This window comes from Bacillus sp. 05T21, from assembly GCF_056396785.1.
This window is the reverse complement of the sequence record NZ_JBFTMD010000010.1, coordinates 118,636-141,143: the sequence shown is the minus strand read 5'-3', so window position 1 is coordinate 141,143 and position 22,508 is coordinate 118,636. Positions and strand designations below refer to the sequence as shown.

Genomic DNA, 22,508 nt, shown 5'->3' with positions numbered 1-22,508 from the left:
CTTTTTTTATGCTGCGGGTAAGACATAAAACAGTACGCAGAAAAACATCATTGTACTACCGCCTAGTACGAAGAGATGCCAAATGGCATGATTGAACGGAAGCTTTTCCCAAAGGAAGAATATAGCTCCGACAGAATACAAAATGCCGCCTATTAATAGTAGTGAGAAGCCGTGACCGGTTAAATTTTCATAAAGGGGTTTAATGGCAACGATCATGAGCCAGCCCATAATGATATAACATAATGTTGATGTTTTAATAAAGCGACGAACAAAGAAGATTTTGAAAATAATGCCACCAATCGCAAGGGTCCAAATAATTGCGAGTAAAGTCCAACCGAGCGGGCCACGCAGTGTAATGAGTAGAAATGGTGTATACGTGCCGGCAATTAATAAATATATGGCGGAGTGATCTAAAATGGTAAATAACTTTTCTACTTTTGGATGATGGATACTATGTAACAGTGTAGAAAATAAGTATAGCAAGAACATGCTTACGCCATAAACGGTAAAGCCAACAACAGCAGATGCTGTGCCATGTTTGGAAGCATGAATAATTAATATGATTAAGGCAGGGATGCTTAAAATGGCACCGATACCATGGGTAATTGCATTCGCAATTTCTTCTTTTACAAATTGGGTCATTCTTTTAATTTTTTGCGTCATAATGTTAATCCCTTTCACTGTATTGAGATAAGTTATATTTTCCTTAACCATATCATATACAAAAGGAATAGAAAATGATATTCAATTGATTATATTTTCGAATTTTTTTGACAAAAGACAACGGATACATTGACGTTTACGAAATTTTTTGACAAAATGAACTTATGGAATAGTAGGACAAGGAATCTACGTATGAAGGGGATGGGGAAATGTTTTCAAATATTGGCTTTCCAGGGTTAATTTTAATTTTAGTAGCAGTGTTAATTTTATTTGGCCCCAAAAAGTTACCGGAAATTGGGAAAGCTTTAGGGGAAACGTTAAAAGAATTTAAAAAATCAACAAAAGAATTGACTGATGAGGCATTTCAAGAGAAAGAAAAAAATAAATAAATAAAAGAATATGCTGAAGTTTTTCTCGGAATGGATAAATAAAGTGTGGTGAACGAGATGGAAGATCGGGAAATGAGCGTAGTAGAACATATTGTTGAGCTTCGCAAACGAGTAATATATACAGTATTATCCTTTGTATTATTTTTAATTATTGGATTTACTTTTACGAAGGATATTTATTTTTGGCTTGTAAAAGATTTACCAATGAAATTAACTGTTCTCGGTCCAAGTGATGTGTTGTGGATTTTTTTCTCGATTGCTACAGTATTTGCTATCGTTTGTACAATTCCTTTTGCTGCGATACAAATTTGGTTATTTGTAAAACCAGGTTTACATCCCAATGAACAAAAAATGACATTAATGTATATACCGGTATTGTCTATATTATTTATAGCAGGCCTATCTTTCGGTTATTTTATCGTCATGCCATTTTTATTTCATTTCCTAACTACAATTGGTAATGAAATGTTTAATACGATGTTTACAACGGAAAAATATTTTCATTTCGTATTAAATTTAACAGTTCCGTTTGCTGTTATATTTGAATTACCTGTAGTTGTTATGTTTTTAACGAGTATAGGTCTTCTAACGGCAGAATTTCTTCAAAAAATAAGAAGATATGCTTATGTCGTGTTGATTATAATTGCATCATGTATATCGCCGCCAGATTTTTTATCACATAGTTTAGTAGCGGTACCGCTTATTTGTATTTATGAAATCAGTATCGCTTTATCAAAGATAGTTAGTAAACGAAAACAGAAAAGAGAAGAAGAAATACATTCGAAAAGTGCCTCGTTATAAAGGCACTTTTTAATTTATTTGTTATACTCTAGCTATAATTGTATACAATATATAGAAGGAAAAAATTATAGAATCTCCAAAATTTAGACAAACTTTTCATTTTTATAAGTTTATACTGAAGTTATCAAGCTATATATGGATAATAAGACTCCCGTCTCAAAGGATATATAGGACAGGGGTCGAATTAGGTGGATATAAATGAAGTATTAACTTCTAAATGGGGCAGCTTAAGGATATTTTAGTATTCATAGGAAACCTACACTAAAAAACGTGTTAAAGAATAAAGTGGAAGAAGTTCAAAAATCCAACGAAAAAGAGGATTGATATTGTGATTACGAAAAGTTTTTATTTCACTCATGCAACAGGGAATTGTATTAAAATATTTGAAATCCCTGTCCTACAAACACAGCATCCATTAGCGTTTCTAATTCAGTCTCGTCTTCAATTGTTTATTGCGAAAATTCAAAAACATAAAAACCCAAGATTCTCGTACTCTTTCCGTGAATATTTACAAAGTTGTTTGAAGTGGAATGATTATTCAAATGTATATAAGACAAATACTCTTGAAAAGAATGCATAATACACAGCAGGGACAGAGTTAGATAAGCTCTGTCTTTTTTATTTTAGGTATAAAAATATAATTAATTTGGTGAAATTCATTCGAAATTGTTGAAAGCATCGGGAATGCTAGTATAATAACAGGGAGAGCGTATTGGAAAGGGAAGAATATAATATGCAAAAAATTAAAATTGTAACAGATTCAACGGCAGATTTATCAAAAGATATAATTGAGAAGTATGATATTCATGTTTTACCATTATCTATTTCTGTAAATGGACAAACATACTTAGATCGCGTTGATTTACAACCAGATGAATTTATTGAAGAAATGGCGAAATCAGAAGAATTACCAAAAACATCACAACCAGCTATGGGTACATTTGTAGAAATGTATGAAAAGTTAGGGGAAGATGGAAGTGAAGTACTTTCCATTCATATGACAGGTGGAATGAGTGGCACAGTTGCAACAGCAAATAGCGCTGCATCAATGGCAGATACGAAAGTAACAGTTGTTGACTCTCAATTCATTAGCCATGCGTTAGCATATCAAGTAATTGAGGCTGCTAAAATGGCAAGAGAAGGAAGCTCATTAGAAGTTATTTTAAAACGTATTGATGAAGTGAGAAAAAATACTCGTTTATACGTAATCGTAGATACATTAGAAAACTTAGTAAAAGGTGGACGCATCGGTAAAGGTAAGGCACTTATTGGTTCTTTACTTAATATTAAACCAATTGCAAGTTTAGAAGGCGGCGTATATAATCCGGTAACGAAAGTACGTAGCCAAGGGCAGATTGTAAAAACGTTGGCTAAACTATTCGAGGAAGATACTGCTGGAAAAGTGGTGAAAGCTGTTGCGATTCCACATGCTAAAGCAATTCCTTTAGCAGAAAGTGTAAAAGCTGCTGTGGAAAAAGTGAATGGATTCACTCAATCAGAGATTTTCTATACAACACCAGTTATCAGTACTCATACAGGACCAGGAGCAATTGGTTTTATGTATTTAGCAGAGTAATAAAAAAGCTACTTGAAATGAATTTTCAAGTAGCTTTTTTATTATTTCAGGACAGAAAATAAGAAATGAGAAGGGCAATACAGGCGCTACCGCTAATTATATAGCGAGTCTGTAAATAATCTTTCATGGAAAACACCCTTTTCAATTTTTTAAAGTATATGATAAATTACTCGCAAAAATTAGTACTATTATACATGAGAAGTTTCTGTGATTTTTGCTGGTTCTTTAACTGGGACAATAGGGCTATAAGTGAAAGTTTGACCTAAAAAGAGAACATGTAGCTGTTCCCACGGTAGCATTCGTAAATTCCAGTTATTTCGTAGTCGTGTTACTGCTTCCCTTGGTGTTTCATCTGCTAAAGCAAAAGTACCGTAGTGCATGGGAATGAAATGTGTAGCTTTTATATCTAGATAGGCTTGCACAGCTTCTTCTGGTGAAACGTGAGACACTTTCATAAACCATTCTGGTTCATAGGCACCAATTGGCATAAGTGCAATATCGATTGAAAAACGTTTGCCGATCTCTTTAAATCCTTGGAAATAACCACTATCACCACAAAAATAAATGGTTTCTGAAGAAGTCATATTATCAATGATCCATCCTCCCCAGTGAGAGGTGTTCATATCAAATAATGTTCTTCTCGTCCAGTGCTGGGCAGGTACGAAGTGAAAAGAGACTTCATCAATTGTTGTACTTTCCCACCAGTTGTATTCTTCTACATTGGTGAATTTTTTACGAGTAAATAATTTTTTTAGCCCAGTAGGAACAAGGTATAAGGCATCATCATTTAGTTGACGAAGAGATGAAAAGTCTAAATGATCGTAATGACCGTGTGAAATAAGAACGATATCGATGTTAGGTAGTTCTTTTATAGTGAGCCCGGGCTCAGTAAGTCGTGGAACTAACTTTAATTTATTTGCCCATACTGGATCTGTTAAAATATTTAAGCCGTTCGTTTGAATGAGAAAAGTTGAATGACCAATCCATGTGACAGTCGTTTTTTCAAAGTTATTTAGTAGAAATTTACTTTGTTTAACAGGTGATTGTTCTACTAAAAAAGAAAAGTCTTTTTTGTTTTGCTTTCTCTCTTTACGCCAACGTAAGAAGGAGCGAATTAATTTTTTTGTACTTGCATTATCCATATTTTCATAGCGCTTTGCCATGAACATCACCTCATTTAAAATCGTTGTAGTTGTATTGTACCGAAATGTTGTTAAGGAATACAGTGTTTAACATGGATTAATGTTTAAGTAATTGTAAAAAAATAGGGGGATTTATTTACAAATTTAACAATGAACTTCGTTTCGCAAATAATGGTTAGAGAAATAATAGTAGTAAAATATATTTTGTCTAGTAATTCGCTTGAAATAAAGAAGTAACATACGTAAATTCGTACGATTTCGTGAACAAATGATGTAAACAATTTTCTCATAGTGTTTACTTTTGTTATGATATACATAACTTACATAAATTAAGGATAGAGAAAAGAGGTTTAATAATGAAGCGTTATCAAAAGTTAATTGGTCTTATGGTTGTATTTTGTCTCTTTGTACTTGCAGGTTGTAGCAGTTCAGGGGCAAAACTCCGTAAACCGTTAAACTGGGATTTAGAAACTTTCCAATTTACAAATCAAGAAGGAAAGCCGTTTGGTACAAAAGATTTAAAAGGGAAAGTTTGGGTAGCAGATTTCATGTTTACAAACTGTCAAACAGTTTGTCCGCCAATGACTGCTAATATGGCGAAATTACAGAAAATGGCTAAGGAAGAGAAATTAGACGTTCAGTTTGTTTCGTTTAGTGTAGACCCTGAACTTGATAAACCAGAAAATTTGAAAGCATTCATTCAAAAGTTTACAGAGGATACAAGTAATTGGAACTTGTTAACAGGTTATTCACTGGAGGATATTACAAAGTTTTCAAAAGATAACTTCCAATCGCTTGTAGATAAACCAGAGAATGGGCAAGTAATACACGGTACATCATTTTTCTTAGTCGATCAAAATGGAAAAGTAATGAAAAAGTATAGCGGCATTAGCAATACGCCATACGAAGATATTATACGTGATATGAAGCGATTAGCTGATTAAAAAGAAGGGTGCTTAGCACCCTTCTTTTATTAGTATTCAGTCTATGGATAATATGTCATGCTGTTGTGGTAATTTCGGTGCGCGAATTTCTAATACACCGTTTTGATAAGAAGCTTTCGTTGCTTTTTTATTAATTAAATATGGTAACTTAATAATTCTTGACGCTTCTGAAATGGAACGTTCTCGGCGATAATAGTTATGAGATGTCTGTTCTTCTTCCGTCTCTTCAAGTATATCTTCTTTTACAGAGACTTTTAAGTATTCGCTTTGTATTTCAATTTGAATTTGTTCTTTTTGTATACCTGGTAGTTCGGCTGTAACGACGAGTTCGTCACCAACTTCGTATAAATCTACTGGGAATGTTAATAAACGGTTTCCTTTTTGGAAAAAATGATTTAAATCAGCAATTACGCCACGGAGAGGTGTTTGTTCGAAAAAATCATCAATTTGTTTTAAATAATTACGAACCGGTGGGCGAGAAGAATCTTTTTTTTCTTCACTCATGGTATTACCTCCTAGAAATCAATTTGCAATATCATATGACAAAAGCGGAGAAAGGTGAGTGCCTAGTTTTCATGTTTTCATAAAAAAATGTTAAAAATGTGAAATGGAGTGAGTTTTTTATAGTTTTTGGTCGCCATATTCAGTTGATTATGCTAGTATAAATAGGGTTGATATAGTAGTATTGAGACAGAATGAAAACTGAAAGAGGGTAAGAAGTATGTGTGGTTTTGTAGGATGTTTATGTGAAAACCCTAGAGAGTTTTCAGAAACAGAAAAACATCAATTTGAAAATATGAACACGATGATTTTCCACCGCGGTCCAGATGACGAAGGATATTTTCGTGATGAACATGTACAATTTGGCTTCCGCCGTTTAAGTATCATTGACTTAGAGGCAGGACATCAGCCGTTAACTTATGAAAATGATCGATATGTAATTATTTTTAATGGTGAAATTTACAATTATGTAGAACTACGTGAAATGTTACTTGAAAAAGGTGCAACTTTTGCTACACAATCTGATACAGAAGTTATCATTGCATTGTATGCACATATGAAAGAAAAATGTGTAGACTACCTTCGTGGTATGTTCGCATTTATGATTTGGGATCGTGAAGAAAAGACACTTTTCGGTGCACGTGACCACTTCGGTATTAAGCCTTTATACATCGCACAACAAGGTGATACTACATTCTTCGCATCTGAGAAGAAAAGTATTATGCATGTAATGGAAGACAAAGGGGTAAACCCAAAGTCACTACAACACTACTTTACGTACCAATATGGTCCAGAGCCAGAAACATTAACAATTGATGTTAACAAAATTGAGCCTGGTCATTACTTCGTAAAAGAAATCGGTAAAGAGATGGAAATCCATCGCTACTGGAATCCTTATTTCAACGCTTCAAGCGCAACGAAAGAGGAGCATATCCAAGCAATTCGTGATGTATTATACGATTCTGTAAAAGTACATATGCGTAGTGATGTACCAGTAGGTTCTTTCTTATCTGGTGGTATTGATTCATCTATTATTGCTTCTATCGCAAGAGAAATGAATCCAAATCTATTAACATTCTCTATTGGTTTCGAACAACGTGGTTTCAGTGAAGTTGATGTTGCGAAAGAAACTGCTGAGAAATTAGGAGTTAAAAACCATAACGTATTCATTACAGCGCAAGAATTTATGGATGAGTTCCCAAAAATCATTTGGCATATGGATGATCCTTTAGYGGATCCCGCAGCTGTACCATTGTATTTCGTTGCGAAAGAAGCGCGTAAACATGTAACGGTTGTTCTTTCTGGTGAAGGTGCAGACGAGCTATTTGGTGGATATAACATTTATCGTGAGCCAAACTCGTTAAAAATGTTCTCTTACATTCCTAGCCCAGGAAAGAGTGTTCTAAAGGCATTAAGTGGTGCTCTTAAAGAAGGGTTTAAAGGAAAAAGCTTCTTAGAGCGTGGATGTACGCCAATCGAAGAGCGTTACTATGGAAATGCGAAAATCTTCCGTGAAGAAGAGAAAGCTGAATTAATGAAGTATTACGATGAAAGTGTTAACTATATGGATATCACGAAACCATTGTATAACGAAATTAAAGATTATGATGATGTAAGTAAAATGCAGTACATTGATATGTTCACATGGTTACGCGGCGATATTTTATTAAAAGCTGATAAAATGACGATGGCAAATTCATTAGAACTTCGTGTACCGTTCTTAGATAAAGAAGTATTTGACGTTGCATCTAAAATTCCGACAGAATTTAAAATTGCAAACGGAACAACGAAAGCTATATTACGTGAAGCTGCTCGTGGAATTGTTCCGGATCACGTGTTAGATCGTAAAAAGCTTGGATTCCCAGTACCAATTCGTCACTGGTTAAAAGATGAAATGCACGATTGGGCTGTAAATATTATTAAAGAAAGCAAAACTGAGCATTTAATCGAAAAACAGTATGTATTAAACTTACTGGAAGCACATTGTGCAGATAAAGGCGATTATAGCCGTAAAATTTGGACTGTACTTGCGTTTATGGTATGGCATCAAATTTATGTTGAGCATAAATACGATACGAATAAGTTCCACGAAGAAACAAAGCGTGCGTATAGCTTAGTTTAATAAAAAACCTTAAGGTCGCATTCGATCTTAAGGTTTTTTTCATAAATTGCATTTATTATTGATACAATAATAGTAAAAGGATGGACAACATATGATTACGTTTGAGAAAGTAAATACAGAAAATGAAAGCGCTGTAAAAGAAATGTTTCACTCACACAGCTTAGATGAGAAAAAGGTTCAGTATTGTGTAAAAGTTGATGATACATATATTGGCGTAATAGATTATAGCGTTCAAGAAGAGAGTGCTATTTTGTCACAGTTAATTATTCATTTTGATTATCAAGGTTATGGATACGGGACAAATACGTATTTTACATTTGAAGAAATGATGAAACAGAGAAATGTGAAAGAAATAAAAGTATTGCAAGAGATGTTTACTGAACAAGCTAAATCTTTCATAGAGGGATCTGGTTTTATTGAGGGAAATGGAATATATGTAAAGAAAATATAGTGAATATTGATTAGGTGATGATATGAATATAAGGTAGGTGGACGTATGACGATAACTTCTGGTCTTGTATTAGTTGGAGGTTGTTTTATAGTAGCAGAACTATGCCAGACTTTTATTCGGAAAAGAATGTATAAGAAGAGAAGACCATATGAATTACAATATATTCCCGTATTTTTAATTTTGTTTTGTATGCTATTTGTATTGCAAAACATAACGTATTTCCCACCTCTTTTGAACATTTTTTTGAAGTTTGGGTTGCTATATAGCGGCGGTGGGATATTTCTTTTATTTCTTTTATTTTGCATACGTTACATCCATTATCAATCGTATATATTCATTTTAAATTGGCTAAAGCAAAGCGATAGAAACCGCCTTACATAAGGGGGTTTTTTTATTTGTACTTGTAACGGAACTTGTACAATTAACATAAAATAGGACGAGTAGGAATGAAAGCTTATTACAATAAAGAAAGGAATGAAATAGATATATGAAACTTGTTATAGACGCAGGGCATGGTGGATATGATTCTGGTGCTGTTGGTAATGGGTTAGTGGAAAAAGAGTTAACACTTCAAATTGCTAGACGTGTGCGAGATATTTTATCTGCAAATTATCCAATCAATATTAAAATGACACGTGATAGTGATGTGTTTATCTCTTTATCAGAACGTGCTAATATTGCTAATTCATTTGGTGCAGATTATTTTATCTCATTTCACATTAATAGTGGCGGTGGAACTGGATTTGAAAGTTATATTTACAATGCGCTATCTAATAGTAGTTCCGCATATGAAAAGCAACAAAAGATGCATGCAGCAGTCAATCCTGTATTAACAAAATACGGTCTTCGTGACCGAGGAGCCAAAAAAGCAAATTATGCGGTACTAAGAGAGACTGCAATGGATGCAATTTTAACAGAGACTGCCTTTATTGATACAACGTTTGATGCTAATTTATTGAAAAATCCACAATTTATCGAAGATCTAAGCCAAGCGTATGCAAACGGAATAGCAGCTATTTTTGGAGTAGCTCCAAATCCGAATCCTCCAAATCCACAACCTCCAAACCCACAGCCAACACCACAAACGAAGGGGATTGCCTATATACTTGGGAAAAATGTGAATTTAAGAAGTGGCCCATCAATGTCTTCTTCAGTTATTCGTCAACTAAACGCCCCAGAATCGTATGTCGTATATCAGGAAAGTAACGGATGGTTAGACTTAGGAAATGGACAATGGGTGTATAATGACCCTTCGTATATTAATTTTGTAAAGACGAGCAATAGTGATGGAAGCGCAATTGGTGTTGCATATATACAAGGAACAAATGTGAATTTAAGAAGTGGTCCATCAACATCTTCTTCAGTTATTCGTAAATTAAATAATCCGGAATCTTATTTAGTATATATTAATCAAAACGGTTGGTTGAACCTTGGTGGAAATCAGTGGGTGTATAATGATCCATCATATATTAAATATAATCAATATTAGGAAATAAATTTATGATGTAATATGAATGCGTATTTATGTATAACGTAGATACGCATTTTAAGAACGTTTATTGTTTTCATACTTATATACTTTATTTTAAAAATAAACATTTGAATAGCGGATAGAATCTAAAATGTATATATTAAAAAAGTTTTCTGATATACATTGACAATGTATGTAATATACATTAACCTTTAATTGTTAATGATAATCAATTTCATCTAGGGGGACATATGGTACATAGTAAAAAAATATTTATGTTATGCATTATGATACTTATGGTAATAATCGCAGGGTGTAGCAAAGAAGAGAAAAAAGGAAATGATCCATCAGCTAAAGCAAAAGATTCGTATACTGTAAAGCATGCAATGGGTGAAACAACAGTAAATGGTACACCTAAAAAAGTAGTTGTTTTAACAAATGAGGGTGCGGAGGCACTTTTAGCTGTTGGAGTAACGCCAGTTGGAACTACAAAACCACGTGCTGGTGATGAATGGTATCCTCATTTAGCGAAAGATTTAAAAGATACGAAAGTTGTAGGAACTGAGCGTGATATTAATTTAGAGGCAGTTATGAAGCTTAAGCCGGATTTAATTATCGGGAATAAAATGCGTCATGAAAAAATATATGAGCAATTGAACGAAATAGCGCCAACTGTATACGCTGAAACATTGCGCGGGGATTGGAAGGAAAACTTTACACTCTATACAAAAGCTGTAAATAAAGAAAAAGAAGGGCAAAAGGCTCTTGAAGATTATAAAAAACGTATTGAAGGAATGAAAGAGAAGTTAGGAGATAAATTGAATTCTAAAGTTTCTATTATTCGCTTCGTACCAGGTGACGTTCGTATTTATCAGAAAAACTCATTCTCAGGTGCTGTTTTAAATGATATTGGATTTAAGCGACCACCACTACAAGATAAAGATGAATTTGCGATAAAAGGAATTACAAAAGAGCAAATTCCGAATATGGATGGGGACTACATATTCTACTTCACATCTGATAAAGATGCAGATAAGAATAACGAAGGAACCACGTTAGCAAAAGAATGGACAGAAGACCCACTCTTTAAGCAGCTGCAGGCTTCTAAAGACAATAAAGTATTCCAAGTGGATGAAGTAATTTGGAATACAGCAGGCGGTATTAAAGCTGCAAACTTAATGTTAGATGATATTGAAAAATATTTTCTGAAATAAATGAATGGTTGAGTGCATCACTTTAAATAGGTGATGTACTTTTTTTGTTTAGTTAAATACAGAAAATTCCTTCTTTTAAGTGTGGATAAGTTGTACAATAAAATCAATTATGGAATAAAGGAGTGGGAAGGAATGAAAGCTACTCATAAAGATTGGATTTTATTTAACGGAAGAATTGTGAATACGAAGGAAGAACAGCCGATGGTCCCATTAGAGGAGAGGGGCTTTCAATTTGGTGATGGTATATATGAGGTGTTTAGGTTATACGATGGGAAGCCTCATTTATTAGACTTACATTTGGAACGCTTTTTTAAATCTATGAGGGAAATAAATATTGTTCCGCCGTTTACAAAGGAAGAGTTAGTTGAAGAACTTCATCAAATGATTGAAAGAAATCAATTTCAAGAGGATGGGAATGTGTATCTTCAAATATCACGTGGAGCTCAAGCTCGAAATCATGTGTATGAAAAAGATTTACAGCCAACATATTTTGCGAATATTGTTTTGTTTCCAAGACCTACCGCTACTATGGAACAAGGAATAAAGGTTACTGTAGAAGAGGATATACGCTGGAAGTTCTGTCATATAAAATCTTTAAACCTTCTACCTAATATCATGATTAAAAATAAAATAAACGAGCAAGGGTATCAAGAAGCGATATTAGTACGAGATGGAGTTGTAACAGAAGGGTGTCATTCGAATTTCTTTATGGTGAAAAATAATAAATTAATTACACATCCGGCCGATAATTTCATTCTACACGGCATTACTCGTCACTACGTTATTACATTAGCGAAAGCTTTACATATTGAAGTGGAAGAGCGTGAATTCTCATTGCAAGAAGTATACGAGGCTGACGAATGTTTCTTTACAGCGACACCACTTGAAATATTCCCTGTTGTTCAAATTGGTGATGAGAAGTTTGGAAGCGGCGAAAGAGGACCAATTACGAAAAAACTACAAGCTGCATATGAAGAAAGTATTAATTTGTTTAAAGTGACAAATTAATAATGAGGGAAAAAGCTGGTATTCCCCCAGCTTTTTTTCATGATATAATTCAACCATAGGACAAGTTTTGAAAACGCTGTAAAAAGGGGATTTAATATATGAATTATGAAGATTTTAAAGAAGTAATTCACGGTAGACGAAGTGTTAGAAAGTTTACAGAACAAGAAGTATCCACTAGTGATATAAAAGAAATTATTGATTGTGCTCGTTATGCACCGAGTGATACGAACTCACAAACGTGGGAGTTCTTGGTCATTATGAACCGAGAGAAAATTAAAGAAATTGAACAAATGACATGGGATGCATTACATAAACTTGCGGCAAAAGCAGCAGAAAATGGAGAAGAGAAAGCAGGGAAATTACTTACACGTTCTTTCGGTCCATATGCGACAGCTTTCTCTGAGGCGCCAGTATTAATCGTATGTTTGGCAACACCATATGAATCAAAGTTTCGTGAAAAGATATTTGATCCAATTGCCTTCGTTCCTGATTCAGTATGGGAAGAGGAAGGAATTAAGAGTAGCTGTTTAGCAGCACAAAACTTAATGTTGGCTGCACATGCGAGAGGACTGGGTACTTGTCCAATGACAGGACCTGTATTATTAGCTCAAGATGAACTGCGACAATATTTACAAATTGAGCCTCAAAAACAAATTAATATGGTAATTTCACTCGGGTTTCCGAAAGATAAGCCGAAGAAACTTTCTCGAAAAGAAGTTGATGAGATTACAACATTTATTTTCTAAATGTTATGTAGAAAAGACATTGAAATGACAATGTCTTTTTATTTTGAATGGATATTTTTTTAGTAAATTGGGCTAAAATGATGAATAGATTGGAATTACTATTTATTTCTTTAAAAAAATTAATGTTCTTAAAATGAAAGTATGGTACAGTAATCGTGAGCAAGCTAATATTTGTTCATGAAAGTGTTAAAAACTAGTTTTAAAATCAAGAAGTTATTTTTGTATAATAAATTATAATGAAATAACAGGGGGAATGAATTTTGAAGAAATTCATAATCGCTGGATTGTCTGTATTGTTATTAGTAGGCTGTGGTACTCCAAAGGAAAAAGAGGATGCACAGTCAAACCAGGAAGAACAAGTTGTAAATGCAAGTGATGAGAATATGGTCGTATTTCCTGAAGGAGCAGTGCCAATCGGAGAAGGGAAAGTAAAAGTAACTACTCCAGATGGTACTTCTGAAAATGGCAATATACCAACTGTATTCATAAAAAAGGATACTTTAATTCAGCAAGTCGAATTAGAACTTTCCAATTTTCAAAACGATAAAGAAACATTTGTATTTGTAGATCAAATATTTGCAGATAAACATCAAGTAACTAGTACAACACAGACAACAGTACAATTAAAAGAAAAGACGCTTGAGACAGGTAGTCATACGATTACTGCAGCTCAGTTTGAAAACAATGACCCGAAAGGAAAAGTCATTAGCTTTAATCAAGCAACGTTTGAAACAAAGCCTGCGTCTTAATTATGGATAAAAAGTACATTACTTAAAGTGGTAGTGTACTTTTTAATTTGGATAGGATTAGGTTGTTGAGAATAATTTGTTTCACTTTCTAGTACGAATGAATAGGAAGAACTTATTCTTTACTATCATGTAAGAGGAAGGGATTGAAAGTTTGAAACGAGTTATTCGTATTTTCTTATTTATTATAATGTTTTCGGTCATTTGGTTTACTTTACAAGAGGCGGTTGAAGTTACGCTCAATTATCACATTCATGACTTGTTAATTGGAGCTGTATGCTTTGTCATTGTGTATCGGTTTTATCCCGCTATTTGCGGGCAGTAAGACCCCTACCCACATGTGAGGAAGTTAGGTGGGAGATCAACTTGTCCGTAAAAGCCCGATTGGTGAAGGATAATAATCATAGGGGGATGGCCCCCCCCCTATGATTAAAGTTTCACTTTATGATAAACTCGGATTAAGGTAAGTATTGAGTTGGAAATGTAGGGATTTCATTTGAAATGTCGAATAGTACATACGATGTCGTAATAACAAATTTTCTATTGTTTACTGTGAAACAGAAGAAGGAGAGATAGTAGTAATGAAACGAGCTCTTATTAATATCGACTATACATATGATTTTGTAGCTGAAAAAGGTGCTTTAACTTGCGGGAAGCCAGGTCAAGAAATTGAGAAAGAACTTGTGCATATAACGAAGCAGTATATTGAAGATGGAGATTATGTAGTGTTTGCGATTGATAAACATGAAGACAATGATGTATATCATCCAGAAGCGAAATTGTTTCCACCTCATAATATAGCAGATACAAATGGAAGAGACTTATTCGGTGAATTACAAGAAGTATACGAAAAATATAAAAATGCTGAAAATGTATATTACATGGACAAAACACGTTACAGTGCTTTTGCAGGAACGGATTTAGAAATGAAGCTAAGAGAAAGAGGAATAGAGGAAGTGCATCTTGTAGGTGTATGTACAGATATTTGCGTCCTTCATACAGCAGTAGATGCTTATAACAAAGGGTTTCAAATTGTCGTTTATGAAAAAGCAGTAGCATCTTTTAATGCGCAAGGGCATGAATATGCACTTGGACATTTTAAATCTTGTTTAAATGCAGAAGTGAAGTGAAAAAAAGAGGCCTTCAAAAGGTCTCTTTTTCACATTTAAATAGAGACGACTTGCTGTTGAATTAACTTTTTAATGAACGGGCTAATCTTTTTTGGTAGCCCATTTAAATCAAAAAATTGTACATGTAATGATTCAGCTTCGTCTGCTTTTAACAAACCACCTGTAATGTCTTTGCAAAGGTATGCGATTGTAATAGGATAAAATTCATCTCCATTTGGTAATTGTACAAAAAATTCTTTACCTGAAAATACACTTACTAACTGAAGTGTACCAATTTCAATACCTGTTTCTTCAAGCACTTCTCGTCTCCCAGCTTCTTCTGTGGATTCACCAAGTTCCACAAAACCTCCAGGAACTCTCCAAATGCCATTTCGTCTTTGTTGTAGTAATATTTGACCGTGTTCATTGAAAACAGCTACAGCAACTCCTGCTAGATTGAGTGGTCTTGATCCAACAACTTTTCTTAGTTCTTCAATATATCCCATTGTTAGTAACCTCCGCGAGTAAAAATATATTCAAATGAACTATTCGGTGTCATATGAATATTTTCCTTGTAATGAAGTGAGTATTGCGGATTTAAAAGAAAGGCGTTTATCCCGCTATTTGTGGGCAGTAAAACTTCTACCTCAAAATTCGGCTGGAGCAAAGAAGTTAGGTGGAAGCCCTGCTGCCCGTAAATGCCCGATTGGTGAGGGCTAATAATCAGTGGGAGATGAACAAAAACCCCACTGATTAAAGTTTCATTTTATAAAAAATTCTATTGTAATCTCCCTTTAGGGTATTAAAAAGGGTATATTTATAGTGAATAGAAAAGGACATCTGAAGTTGAAAGATTGATGAAATGGTTATATTGTTGAAGATGAACAATGAATACAAATACATAGTTAAGAAAGTACGATTTAAGATCAGGATAAAAGATGTTTCGAAAACAAGTGTTGAGATGATAAATGTGTATTTAAAATAGAGTAGCTCTGCATGAAATTTTCATTAGTAAGGAAGTGGATGGATGAGTTTATTAACGTATACTGAAGAGTTTTTTAATTATGTAAGGGAATTTTTACTTTTAAGATTTTTACTATTTGCTTTAGTTCTTATCATTATTTCTTTTGTCATAAACCGCATTATTGATTGGTTTTTTAAAAAATCAAGCTTTTTTGATGAAGAGGTAGAGCAGACGATTCAAAGTGTTATTCGATCTATTTTTAGATATATCATTATCATCAGTCTGATCATATATTTAATTAGTCAATTTGTAGATATAAAAAGTATTATTGCAGGTGCAGGGATAGCGGGAGTTGTCATCGGTTTTGCTGCACAACAGATGCTAAAAGATGTCATATTAGGCTTCGCAAGATTAGCGGACAAAGAGTTTCGTGTTGGCGATTTTGTAACTTTTAACGGAACAAATTCAGGAACTATTGAGGAAATTAGTATTCGTTTTATGCAAATTCGTGAATGGTCAGGGAAGCTCCTTACCATACCACATGGAGAGATTAGAACGATACAGAATTTTAATAAAGGGTGGATGCGAGTTATTGAACGCATCACGGTAAGTTATCAGGAAGATCCTACAAGAGTTAAGGAATTGTTAGAAGAAGTATGTGTTATTTGTAATGAAAAATTGGACCAAAATCTTTATAGAGTAGATGATGAAGCTGTTGAACCATTTAAATATGTTGGAGTTACAGACTTAAATCCTAACCTTAAATATGTTGGATATGAATTTTGTATTACAGGTTTGATTAAACCTGAAGATTATTTTGAAACTTCCAGACAAGTAAGATTTGAATTAATGTCTATGTTCCATAAAAATCAAGTGCAAATGCCAGCAGCGAATATGTTCGTTAACACTGAAAGTTTACAGCATATCCATGTGGGACAATCTTTATCAGACAGTTAATGAAAACTAGCTAATTTCTGTTTTGGTTTAGAATTTAGATTTGCAAATCAGCAAATTTGAATGTACTGTATGGGATATCTCCGAAAAAAGAGCTGAAGGAATTCGGTTCTTTTTTGTTTGTAGTATTTTGAAATTTCTTAATGTTATAATGGTAGTTGGTGATGAGAATGAGCATAGATGAAAAAGAGATGCATCGTTTAGAGGCATTAAAAGAAATTGCTGAGTTACTAAATGAAGCAACAAACTTACAGGAAATGTTAGGAAAAGTGTTACATACATTATTACAAGTTATGAATTTACAAACAGGGTGGATATTCTTTATTGATGAAAGTGGAAAGCATCGTATGCTTGTAGACCAAAACTTACCCCCAGCTCTTACGTGGCAGGAAAAGAAGCCGATGTGTGAAGGAGATTGTTGGTGTGTAGAACGTTTTGTGAATGGAAGATTGGAAAAAGCGACAAATATTATTGAATGTAAACGAATAGAGGATGCGATTGAATGTAATTGGGGCGAGACAGAAGATGTTACACATCATGCGACAATCCCGCTAAGATCTGGATCAGAGAAATTTGGTCTATTAAATGTAGCCTCGCCTCATAAAACACATTTTTCTGAGGAGGAGTTAGCGTTATTAGAAGCGATTGCATTTCAAATTGGAACGACAATACAACGTATTCAATTAGTTGAGAAAGAACGAAAATATGTAGTTGTAGCTGAAAGAAATCGATTGGCTCGTGATTTACATGATTCTGTTAAACAATTGTTATTTTCAATTATGCTAACAGCGAAAGGGACTCTAAATATGACGAAGGATAGAGACTTGCAAGAGATGTTAAGCTATATTGGAGAATTATCACAGGAAGCATTACAAGAGATGACACTTTTGATTTGGCAATTAAGGCCTGAAGGATTAGAGAAAGGTTTAGCAGAAGCGATTCAAAATTACGGAAAACTGTTAGGGATTCAAGTGGATGTTCGAATTGATGGAATGGTTTTAATTGAAGATGAAATAGAAGAAGTTTTATGGCGTATAAGCCAAGAGGCATTACATAATTGTAAAAAACATGCCTCATGTGAAAAAGTATGTATTCATTTAAGGATAGAAAATAATAAGTTGCATTTTTACATAGAAGATAACGGAATAGGATTTATACAGGATCAAGTAAGAGAGTCAGCACTTGGTTTGAAAAGTATGAAAGAACGAATTGAATTAATGAGGGGGATTTTTCGAATAAAAGCAGAACCGGAAAAGGGGACAAAGATAGAAATTCAATTACCGGTTTGAGAGGGAGAACGTCAGTGAAAATTAAATTATTACTTGTAGAAGATCATCATATCGTTCGAAGGGGACTCGTATTCTTTTTGAAGACGAGAGAAGAATTTGAAATTATTGGGGAAGCAGCAAATGGTGAAGAAGCATTAACATTCGTCCAAACAGAAAGGCCGGATGTAGTATTAATGGATTTATCAATGCCGAAAATGGATGGTATTGAAGCGACAAAACGTATAAAACAATACGATGAGACAATAAAAATTCTTATGCTCAGTAGTTTTTCAGAACAAGATTACGTTTTACCAGCATTAGAAGCTGGGGCAGATGGCTATCAATTAAAAGAAGTGCAGCCAGATCAACTCGTTGCGTCAATCGTTGCGGTATATCAAGGAAATGCAAATTTTCACCCGAAAGTAACACCAGCACTATTAGGACGATCAGCAGTCAAGAAAGAAAAAGAGAATCCTTTTTCTATGTTAACAAAAAGGGAACAAGAAGTACTTCGTGAAATTGCGAAAGGAAGAAGCAATAAGGAGATTGCAGCAGAGCTTCATATTACAGAACAAACTGTGAAAACACACGTTTCTAACGTATTGGCTAAATTAGAAGTAGATGATCGTACACAAGCTGCATTATACGCAGTAAAGCATGGGGAAAACTAGAAATAAGTATGAATAATTGTGTCATATGTTACGGCAGAATACATAGGAGCAAATAAAATCGCTAAATAAAGGTGTTTCTTCTTTCGATTATTAGGTACAATATAGCTACTATGGAAGGGGAAGATACGATATGCCTGGTACAAAAAGTGGGATTGGAAAGATTCAGGCTTCGTTAAATGGTTTATCACCGAAATTACGAAGTATTGCCGAACATATTTTGAAACATCCACAAGATGTTGTACATAAATCAATTACGGAGTTAGCGGAAGTTACGAATAGTTCTGAAGCAACGATATTCCGCTTATGCAAACACCTAGGTTTTCAAGGGTTTCAAGACCTGAAAATTACATTAGCTCGTGAGATTGTACATACCCCGATGCAAAATATTCATGAGGAAGTATCGGTAGAAGATAATATGGTCACTGTTGCTAAAAAAGTTTTTCATTCACATATTACAGGACTGCAAGATACATTACATTTGTTAAATGACAACGCGTTGGAACAGGCAGTAAGTGCGCTGAATGAAGCGAAACGAATTGAGTTTTATGGAAATGGTGGTTCGGGTATTATTGCGATGGATGCTTATCATAAGTTTATGAGAACGGGTATTTCTTGTATTGCTCATACGGATTCACATTTTCAAATTATGGGAGCTGGCTTGCTGACAAAAGAAGCGGTGGTCATTGCAATTTCTCATTCGGGCAGTAATAAAGGATTACTTGAAGCATTAGAAGTAGCGAAAGCAAGAGGGGCTCGCATTATTGCGATTACAAGCTATCAAAAATCGGCATTAAGCCAACTTGCTCATATAACACTATATACTTCGACGCGTGAGACGGAATTTCGTACAGAAGCAAGTTCGTCACGATTAGCGCAGCTTAGTTTATTAGATACTTTGTATGTGGGATTGTCATTGCAGCTACAAGAGGAAACACTACAAAATTTACAAAGTATACGTGAAACAATTTCGATGAAACGAATATAAAGGGCTCTTCAAATGTTAAATTTAGATAATAACTTATAGGGTAGTTAGTCCATTACGGGGCTGATTATCCTTTTTATTTACATAATGAATAAAAAGAATGAATATTCAATTCGATTAGTATAATGTAGATATGGAATTTGAATCGTTTGTTTGGCTTTTGGGAGGGGGACAAAGCCTCGGAGAGTGTTTTAATGAGGGTTAAAGAAATAAACATTGGTAAAAAGAAAAGCTTTCCTACTAGTGGATTCAGAGGGGGTACCTGTTACATCAGTAGCTTAGTAATAGACCGATTAGAAAAACAAAATTTAGTAGAACGAAAAACTGATAAATTAGATCGGGGATATACATGTCTTTACATTTTAGAACAAGTTAAAGACTATATTGAAAAGTTAATCTCTGATTATTTTGTGCCATTACTTGCAAAAATAAAGGCATTGAACAAGGAAGAGTAATTAGCTATTTCTGAAGGAATCTCCAAATTTTGTGACCTAATTGATAAAAATAAGTGAGTTAATTATAAAATACTTTTATTGAAGGGAAAAAGAATTATGTTTCTCATAGCGTATTTACCTATTTTTCTGTATTTATTATTAGAATTTTATAGAAGTTCACCTGTTAAAGAGGAAAAACAAAATCGTGGTTCTAGTTTTTTTATCGGAGTAGTCTTTGCATTGATGTTAACCATTCCAGAGATTATGTATTTCATTACAGTAAAATAAGATTAATTCATTGCTGTTTTTGGGTGTTATTATCGGGCTAATTGGTGTATGGATAAGATTTTCTTCAATGAAAATCCTAGGAAGATTTTACAGTAAGAATGTCGGAATGCAAGGGGGACATACGTTAATTCAAAACGGTCTATATAAATATGTTCGCCATCCTGGTTATTTAGGGTCTTTTTTGACCTTTTTAGGATTTGCTATATCTTCATCTTCATTCATTGCCATTATCATAAATATTATTTTATTTTTCCTTGTGTATTCGTATCGTATAAAAATTGAAGAGAGAATTCTTATTACGCTGTTTGGTGAACAATATAAACAATATCAGTCCAAGACTTGGCGAATTATTCCGTTTTTATACTAGGGATTATAGGAGAAATTTCTTAAATAGATGGATGCGGGGTCCCACCACATTATAAAAAGACAGGAACAAATATGTTCCTGTCTTTGATTTTATTGAGTCTAAAGTGTATGACCTAAATATAATAATAGAAGGCTTTTTATATTGGTGAATAGTTGTTGATATATCCGCTAGATTTAGTGGTTCTAATTGTCTATAGAAATATATTACTTATAATCTCCCAAGCTTAAAAAATATTTTTTAAACCTCTATATTCTTTGCATATAAACCAAAAAGAAATGCCTGATAAATTTCAATGTAAATATGATGGAATTTCAGTTTTCCTTTCAAATATAGTAAGAAAATACTTGGTTAATAATTCAAATATTGTTCAATATTTCACAATAATCTTATGAAATTCCATGTTATGATGAACCTGTAATGATGATTGAACACTTAAATTTGGCACAATAATTAGCCAAAATAGTGAGGACAGTAGTTGTGAGATAAACTCATTAAAACTCTAAAACACTAAAGGGGAGATCACATATGAAAGCAGTAGTAGTTAATAAAAACAGCAAAGCAAACATTGAAGTTATTGAAAAGGAATTACGTTCGCTACATTCGGGTGAAGCGCTAGTAGATGTAGAGTATTGTGGAGTTTGCCACACTGATTTACACGTTGCAAATCATGATTTTGGAAACACCGATGGCCGCATCCTTGGTCATGAGGGTGTAGGTATTGTTACTAAAATTGCTGATGATGTTACTTCACTAAAGATAGGTGACCGTGTAAGTATTGCATGGATGTTCCAATCTTGTGGACGTTGTGAATATTGCGTAACGGGTAGAGAAACATTCTGCCGTGAAGTGAAAAATGCTGGTTATTCAGTAGATGGTGGTATGGCTGAACAATGTATTGTTACAGCTGATTATGCGGTGAAGGTACCAGAAGGATTAGATCCTGCTCAAGCATCATCAATCACATGTGCGGGCGTAACTACATATAAAGCTATAAAAGTATCAGACATTAAACCTGGTCAACCTATCGTAATCTATGGTTGCGGTGGATTAGGAAACTTAGCTATCCAATATGCTAAAAACGTATTTGGTGCAAAGGTAATTGCAGTAGATATCAATGACGACAAATTAGCCTTAGCAAAAGAAGTTGGTGCTGATATGACTATCAATCCAATTTCTCAAGGTCCTGCTGATAAAATTGTTCAAGAGGAGTTTGGTGGTGCTTATGCTGCTGTAGTAACAGCAGTTTCTAAAGTAGCTTTCAACTCAGCAGTTGATGCAGTACGTGCTTGCGGTAAAGTAGTTGCGGTAGGTTTACCAGTAGAAACTATGGATTTAAACATTCCACGACTTGTATTAGACGGGATTGAAGTAGTTGGTTCTCTAGTTGGTACTCGTAAGGATCTGGAGGAGGCATTTATGTTCGGCGCAGAAGGAAAAGTAGTGCCGGTTGTTCAAACGTGTTCTCTAGATAAAGTACAAAATGTATTCGAAGAAATGGAACAAGGTAGAATTCAAGGACGTATGGTAATCGATTTTAAACAGCATAATTGTGATTGTAAATAATTCATTTTAAATATAAAAAGCATGAGTCTAGCAAAGGACATGTAAAAAAGTTAGACGGCATAAAAAAGATGATCCCTCGTATTCAATAGGGATCATCTTTTTTATATTCTACTAATATCAATGCCAATTAATAC

General features: G+C 34.1%; 27 protein-coding genes. 23 read left to right on the top strand and 4 right to left on the bottom strand.

Annotated features, from left to right (window positions below; translation table 11 throughout):
* Positions 1-6 precede the first annotated feature (6 nt).
* Positions 7-663 (bottom strand): PAQR family membrane homeostasis protein TrhA, encoded by a 657-nt coding sequence (gene trhA / locus AC1DKZ_RS18740; RefSeq protein ID WP_476996831.1) that lies wholly within the window; start codon positions 661-663, stop codon positions 7-9.
* Between the two features lie 209 nt (positions 664-872).
* Between trhA and AC1DKZ_RS18735 the strand changes: the two genes are divergently transcribed.
* The 4 genes from AC1DKZ_RS18735 to AC1DKZ_RS18720 all read left to right on the top strand — a co-directional run bounded on the left by AC1DKZ_RS18735 (position 873) and on the right by AC1DKZ_RS18720 (position 3,429).
* Positions 873-1,052, top strand: a complete 180-nt coding sequence (locus AC1DKZ_RS18735; RefSeq protein ID WP_002012719.1) for a twin-arginine translocase TatA/TatE family subunit — start codon at positions 873-875, stop codon at positions 1,050-1,052.
* A 57-nt stretch (positions 1,053-1,109) separates the two neighbouring features.
* Positions 1,110-1,853: a twin-arginine translocase subunit TatC gene (gene tatC / locus AC1DKZ_RS18730; RefSeq protein WP_431182198.1), complete on the top strand. Its 744-nt coding sequence runs from the start codon at positions 1,110-1,112 to the stop codon at positions 1,851-1,853.
* Positions 1,854-2,181: 328 nt separating this feature from the next.
* On the top strand, positions 2,182-2,433 hold the full coding sequence (locus AC1DKZ_RS18725; protein WP_002012715.1) for a DUF2535 family protein: 252 nt from the start codon (positions 2,182-2,184) through the stop codon (positions 2,431-2,433).
* A gap of 153 nt (positions 2,434-2,586) precedes the next feature.
* Entirely contained in the window at positions 2,587-3,429 is an 843-nt protein-coding gene (locus tag AC1DKZ_RS18720) for a DegV family protein (RefSeq protein ID WP_431182155.1), read from the top strand.
* A 188-nt stretch (positions 3,430-3,617) separates the two neighbouring features.
* Here AC1DKZ_RS18720 and AC1DKZ_RS18715 read toward each other — a convergent pair whose 3' ends face one another.
* A complete protein-coding gene (locus AC1DKZ_RS18715; protein ID WP_476996830.1) occupies positions 3,618-4,592 on the bottom strand; it encodes an MBL fold metallo-hydrolase in 975 nt (324 codons plus the stop codon).
* 335 nt (positions 4,593-4,927) lie between these two features.
* Between AC1DKZ_RS18715 and AC1DKZ_RS18710 the strand changes: the two genes are divergently transcribed.
* On the top strand, positions 4,928-5,515 hold the full coding sequence (locus AC1DKZ_RS18710; protein WP_002141632.1) for an SCO family protein: 588 nt from the start codon (positions 4,928-4,930) through the stop codon (positions 5,513-5,515).
* Positions 5,516-5,551: 36 nt separating this feature from the next.
* On the opposite strand, the gene AC1DKZ_RS18705 is transcribed toward AC1DKZ_RS18710, so the two are convergent.
* A complete protein-coding gene (locus tag AC1DKZ_RS18705) occupies positions 5,552-6,019 on the bottom strand; it encodes an Hsp20/alpha crystallin family protein (protein ID WP_002012708.1) in 468 nt (155 codons plus the stop codon).
* 217 nt (positions 6,020-6,236) lie between these two features.
* Here AC1DKZ_RS18705 and asnB point away from each other — a divergent pair, with 217 nt between their 5' ends.
* The 10 genes from asnB (at position 6,237) to AC1DKZ_RS18655 (ending at position 14,904) form a co-directional block, all read left to right on the top strand.
* Entirely contained in the window at positions 6,237-8,138 is a 1,902-nt protein-coding gene (asnB, locus tag AC1DKZ_RS18700; RefSeq protein ID WP_476996829.1) for an asparagine synthase (glutamine-hydrolyzing), read from the top strand.
* A gap of 91 nt (positions 8,139-8,229) precedes the next feature.
* Positions 8,230-8,589 (top strand): GNAT family N-acetyltransferase, encoded by a 360-nt coding sequence (locus AC1DKZ_RS18695; protein ID WP_002085863.1) that lies wholly within the window; start codon positions 8,230-8,232, stop codon positions 8,587-8,589.
* Positions 8,590-8,634: 45 nt separating this feature from the next.
* Positions 8,635-8,970: a hypothetical protein gene (locus AC1DKZ_RS18690; RefSeq protein WP_012260872.1), complete on the top strand. Its 336-nt coding sequence runs from the start codon at positions 8,635-8,637 to the stop codon at positions 8,968-8,970.
* Between the two features lie 106 nt (positions 8,971-9,076).
* Positions 9,077-10,078 carry an N-acetylmuramoyl-L-alanine amidase gene (locus tag AC1DKZ_RS18685; RefSeq protein ID WP_476996828.1) on the top strand — a complete coding sequence of 334 codons (1,002 nt, stop codon included), beginning with the start codon at positions 9,077-9,079 and terminating at the stop codon, positions 10,076-10,078.
* Positions 10,079-10,311: 233 nt separating this feature from the next.
* Positions 10,312-11,274 carry an ABC transporter substrate-binding protein gene (locus AC1DKZ_RS18680; protein WP_431182159.1) on the top strand — a complete coding sequence of 321 codons (963 nt, stop codon included), beginning with the start codon at positions 10,312-10,314 and terminating at the stop codon, positions 11,272-11,274.
* A gap of 132 nt (positions 11,275-11,406) precedes the next feature.
* The gene (gene dat, locus AC1DKZ_RS18675) at positions 11,407-12,282 is read left to right on the top strand and encodes a D-amino-acid transaminase (RefSeq protein WP_219302168.1); all 876 of its coding nucleotides are present in this window, start codon (positions 11,407-11,409) and stop codon (positions 12,280-12,282) included.
* 98 nt (positions 12,283-12,380) lie between these two features.
* Positions 12,381-13,028 (top strand): nitroreductase family protein, encoded by a 648-nt coding sequence (locus tag AC1DKZ_RS18670; protein ID WP_002012699.1) that lies wholly within the window; start codon positions 12,381-12,383, stop codon positions 13,026-13,028.
* A 260-nt stretch (positions 13,029-13,288) separates the two neighbouring features.
* A complete protein-coding gene (locus AC1DKZ_RS18665) occupies positions 13,289-13,777 on the top strand; it encodes a putative periplasmic lipoprotein (protein ID WP_016092680.1) in 489 nt (162 codons plus the stop codon).
* Positions 13,778-13,928: 151 nt separating this feature from the next.
* Positions 13,929-14,099 (top strand): hypothetical protein, encoded by a 171-nt coding sequence (locus AC1DKZ_RS18660; protein WP_374108389.1) that lies wholly within the window; start codon positions 13,929-13,931, stop codon positions 14,097-14,099.
* 256 nt (positions 14,100-14,355) lie between these two features.
* Positions 14,356-14,904, top strand: a complete 549-nt coding sequence (locus AC1DKZ_RS18655; protein WP_476996827.1) for a cysteine hydrolase family protein — start codon at positions 14,356-14,358, stop codon at positions 14,902-14,904.
* Positions 14,905-14,939: 35 nt separating this feature from the next.
* Here AC1DKZ_RS18655 and AC1DKZ_RS18650 read toward each other — a convergent pair whose 3' ends face one another.
* Positions 14,940-15,389 (bottom strand): NUDIX hydrolase, encoded by a 450-nt coding sequence (locus AC1DKZ_RS18650; protein WP_476996826.1) that lies wholly within the window; start codon positions 15,387-15,389, stop codon positions 14,940-14,942.
* Positions 15,390-15,910: 521 nt separating this feature from the next.
* Between AC1DKZ_RS18650 and AC1DKZ_RS18645 the strand changes: the two genes are divergently transcribed.
* From AC1DKZ_RS18645 to adhP, 8 genes are all read left to right on the top strand, one after another.
* Positions 15,911-16,804: a mechanosensitive ion channel family protein gene (locus AC1DKZ_RS18645; protein ID WP_427279730.1), complete on the top strand. Its 894-nt coding sequence runs from the start codon at positions 15,911-15,913 to the stop codon at positions 16,802-16,804.
* A 167-nt stretch (positions 16,805-16,971) separates the two neighbouring features.
* On the top strand, positions 16,972-18,090 hold the full coding sequence (locus tag AC1DKZ_RS18640) for a GAF domain-containing sensor histidine kinase (protein ID WP_476996825.1): 1,119 nt from the start codon (positions 16,972-16,974) through the stop codon (positions 18,088-18,090).
* 14 nt (positions 18,091-18,104) lie between these two features.
* On the top strand, positions 18,105-18,740 hold the full coding sequence (locus AC1DKZ_RS18635; protein ID WP_002031722.1) for a response regulator: 636 nt from the start codon (positions 18,105-18,107) through the stop codon (positions 18,738-18,740).
* A gap of 130 nt (positions 18,741-18,870) precedes the next feature.
* The gene (locus AC1DKZ_RS18630; RefSeq protein ID WP_476996824.1) at positions 18,871-19,725 is read left to right on the top strand and encodes a MurR/RpiR family transcriptional regulator; all 855 of its coding nucleotides are present in this window, start codon (positions 18,871-18,873) and stop codon (positions 19,723-19,725) included.
* A gap of 191 nt (positions 19,726-19,916) precedes the next feature.
* The gene (locus AC1DKZ_RS18625; RefSeq protein ID WP_113937789.1) at positions 19,917-20,177 is read left to right on the top strand and encodes a hypothetical protein; all 261 of its coding nucleotides are present in this window, start codon (positions 19,917-19,919) and stop codon (positions 20,175-20,177) included.
* Between the two features lie 96 nt (positions 20,178-20,273).
* Complete coding sequence (locus AC1DKZ_RS18620; RefSeq protein ID WP_476996823.1) at positions 20,274-20,444, top strand: hypothetical protein; 171 nt, start codon at positions 20,274-20,276, stop codon at positions 20,442-20,444.
* A gap of 67 nt (positions 20,445-20,511) precedes the next feature.
* The gene (locus tag AC1DKZ_RS18615; RefSeq protein WP_476996822.1) at positions 20,512-20,811 is read left to right on the top strand and encodes a methyltransferase family protein; all 300 of its coding nucleotides are present in this window, start codon (positions 20,512-20,514) and stop codon (positions 20,809-20,811) included.
* 525 nt (positions 20,812-21,336) lie between these two features.
* The gene (gene adhP / locus AC1DKZ_RS18610) at positions 21,337-22,374 is read left to right on the top strand and encodes an alcohol dehydrogenase AdhP (protein WP_113937791.1); all 1,038 of its coding nucleotides are present in this window, start codon (positions 21,337-21,339) and stop codon (positions 22,372-22,374) included.
* Positions 22,375-22,508: the final 134 nt, after the last annotated feature.

What these genes read in the sequence shown, in the direction of transcription:
- AC1DKZ_RS18655 (WP_476996827.1), top strand. Translation starts at nt 14,356, where the DNA reads ATGAAACGAGCTCTTATTAATATCGACTATACATATGATTTTGTAGCT.
- AC1DKZ_RS18680 (WP_431182159.1), top strand. Translation starts at nt 10,312, where the DNA reads ATGGTACATAGTAAAAAAATATTTATGTTATGCATTATGATACTTATG.
- AC1DKZ_RS18735 (WP_002012719.1), top strand. Translation starts at nt 873, where the DNA reads ATGTTTTCAAATATTGGCTTTCCAGGGTTAATTTTAATTTTAGTAGCA.
- AC1DKZ_RS18615 (WP_476996822.1), top strand. Translation starts at nt 20,512, where the DNA reads ATGAAAATCCTAGGAAGATTTTACAGTAAGAATGTCGGAATGCAAGGG.
- dat (WP_219302168.1), top strand. Translation starts at nt 11,407, where the DNA reads ATGAAAGCTACTCATAAAGATTGGATTTTATTTAACGGAAGAATTGTG.
- AC1DKZ_RS18650 (WP_476996826.1), bottom strand. Translation starts at nt 15,389, where the DNA reads ATGGGATATATTGAAGAACTAAGAAAAGTTGTTGGATCAAGACCACTC.
- AC1DKZ_RS18710 (WP_002141632.1), top strand. Translation starts at nt 4,928, where the DNA reads ATGAAGCGTTATCAAAAGTTAATTGGTCTTATGGTTGTATTTTGTCTC.
- adhP (WP_113937791.1), top strand. Translation starts at nt 21,337, where the DNA reads ATGAAAGCAGTAGTAGTTAATAAAAACAGCAAAGCAAACATTGAAGTT.
- AC1DKZ_RS18625 (WP_113937789.1), top strand. Translation starts at nt 19,917, where the DNA reads ATGAGGGTTAAAGAAATAAACATTGGTAAAAAGAAAAGCTTTCCTACT.
- AC1DKZ_RS18630 (WP_476996824.1), top strand. Translation starts at nt 18,871, where the DNA reads ATGCCTGGTACAAAAAGTGGGATTGGAAAGATTCAGGCTTCGTTAAAT.
- AC1DKZ_RS18685 (WP_476996828.1), top strand. Translation starts at nt 9,077, where the DNA reads ATGAAACTTGTTATAGACGCAGGGCATGGTGGATATGATTCTGGTGCT.
- AC1DKZ_RS18670 (WP_002012699.1), top strand. Translation starts at nt 12,381, where the DNA reads ATGAATTATGAAGATTTTAAAGAAGTAATTCACGGTAGACGAAGTGTT.
- AC1DKZ_RS18715 (WP_476996830.1), bottom strand. Translation starts at nt 4,592, where the DNA reads ATGGCAAAGCGCTATGAAAATATGGATAATGCAAGTACAAAAAAATTA.
- AC1DKZ_RS18720 (WP_431182155.1), top strand. Translation starts at nt 2,587, where the DNA reads ATGCAAAAAATTAAAATTGTAACAGATTCAACGGCAGATTTATCAAAA.
- trhA (WP_476996831.1), bottom strand. Translation starts at nt 663, where the DNA reads ATGACGCAAAAAATTAAAAGAATGACCCAATTTGTAAAAGAAGAAATT.
- tatC (WP_431182198.1), top strand. Translation starts at nt 1,110, where the DNA reads ATGGAAGATCGGGAAATGAGCGTAGTAGAACATATTGTTGAGCTTCGC.
- AC1DKZ_RS18640 (WP_476996825.1), top strand. Translation starts at nt 16,972, where the DNA reads ATGAGCATAGATGAAAAAGAGATGCATCGTTTAGAGGCATTAAAAGAA.
- AC1DKZ_RS18690 (WP_012260872.1), top strand. Translation starts at nt 8,635, where the DNA reads ATGACGATAACTTCTGGTCTTGTATTAGTTGGAGGTTGTTTTATAGTA.
- AC1DKZ_RS18705 (WP_002012708.1), bottom strand. Translation starts at nt 6,019, where the DNA reads ATGAGTGAAGAAAAAAAAGATTCTTCTCGCCCACCGGTTCGTAATTAT.
- AC1DKZ_RS18620 (WP_476996823.1), top strand. Translation starts at nt 20,274, where the DNA reads ATGTTTCTCATAGCGTATTTACCTATTTTTCTGTATTTATTATTAGAA.
- AC1DKZ_RS18695 (WP_002085863.1), top strand. Translation starts at nt 8,230, where the DNA reads ATGATTACGTTTGAGAAAGTAAATACAGAAAATGAAAGCGCTGTAAAA.
- AC1DKZ_RS18645 (WP_427279730.1), top strand. Translation starts at nt 15,911, where the DNA reads ATGAGTTTATTAACGTATACTGAAGAGTTTTTTAATTATGTAAGGGAA.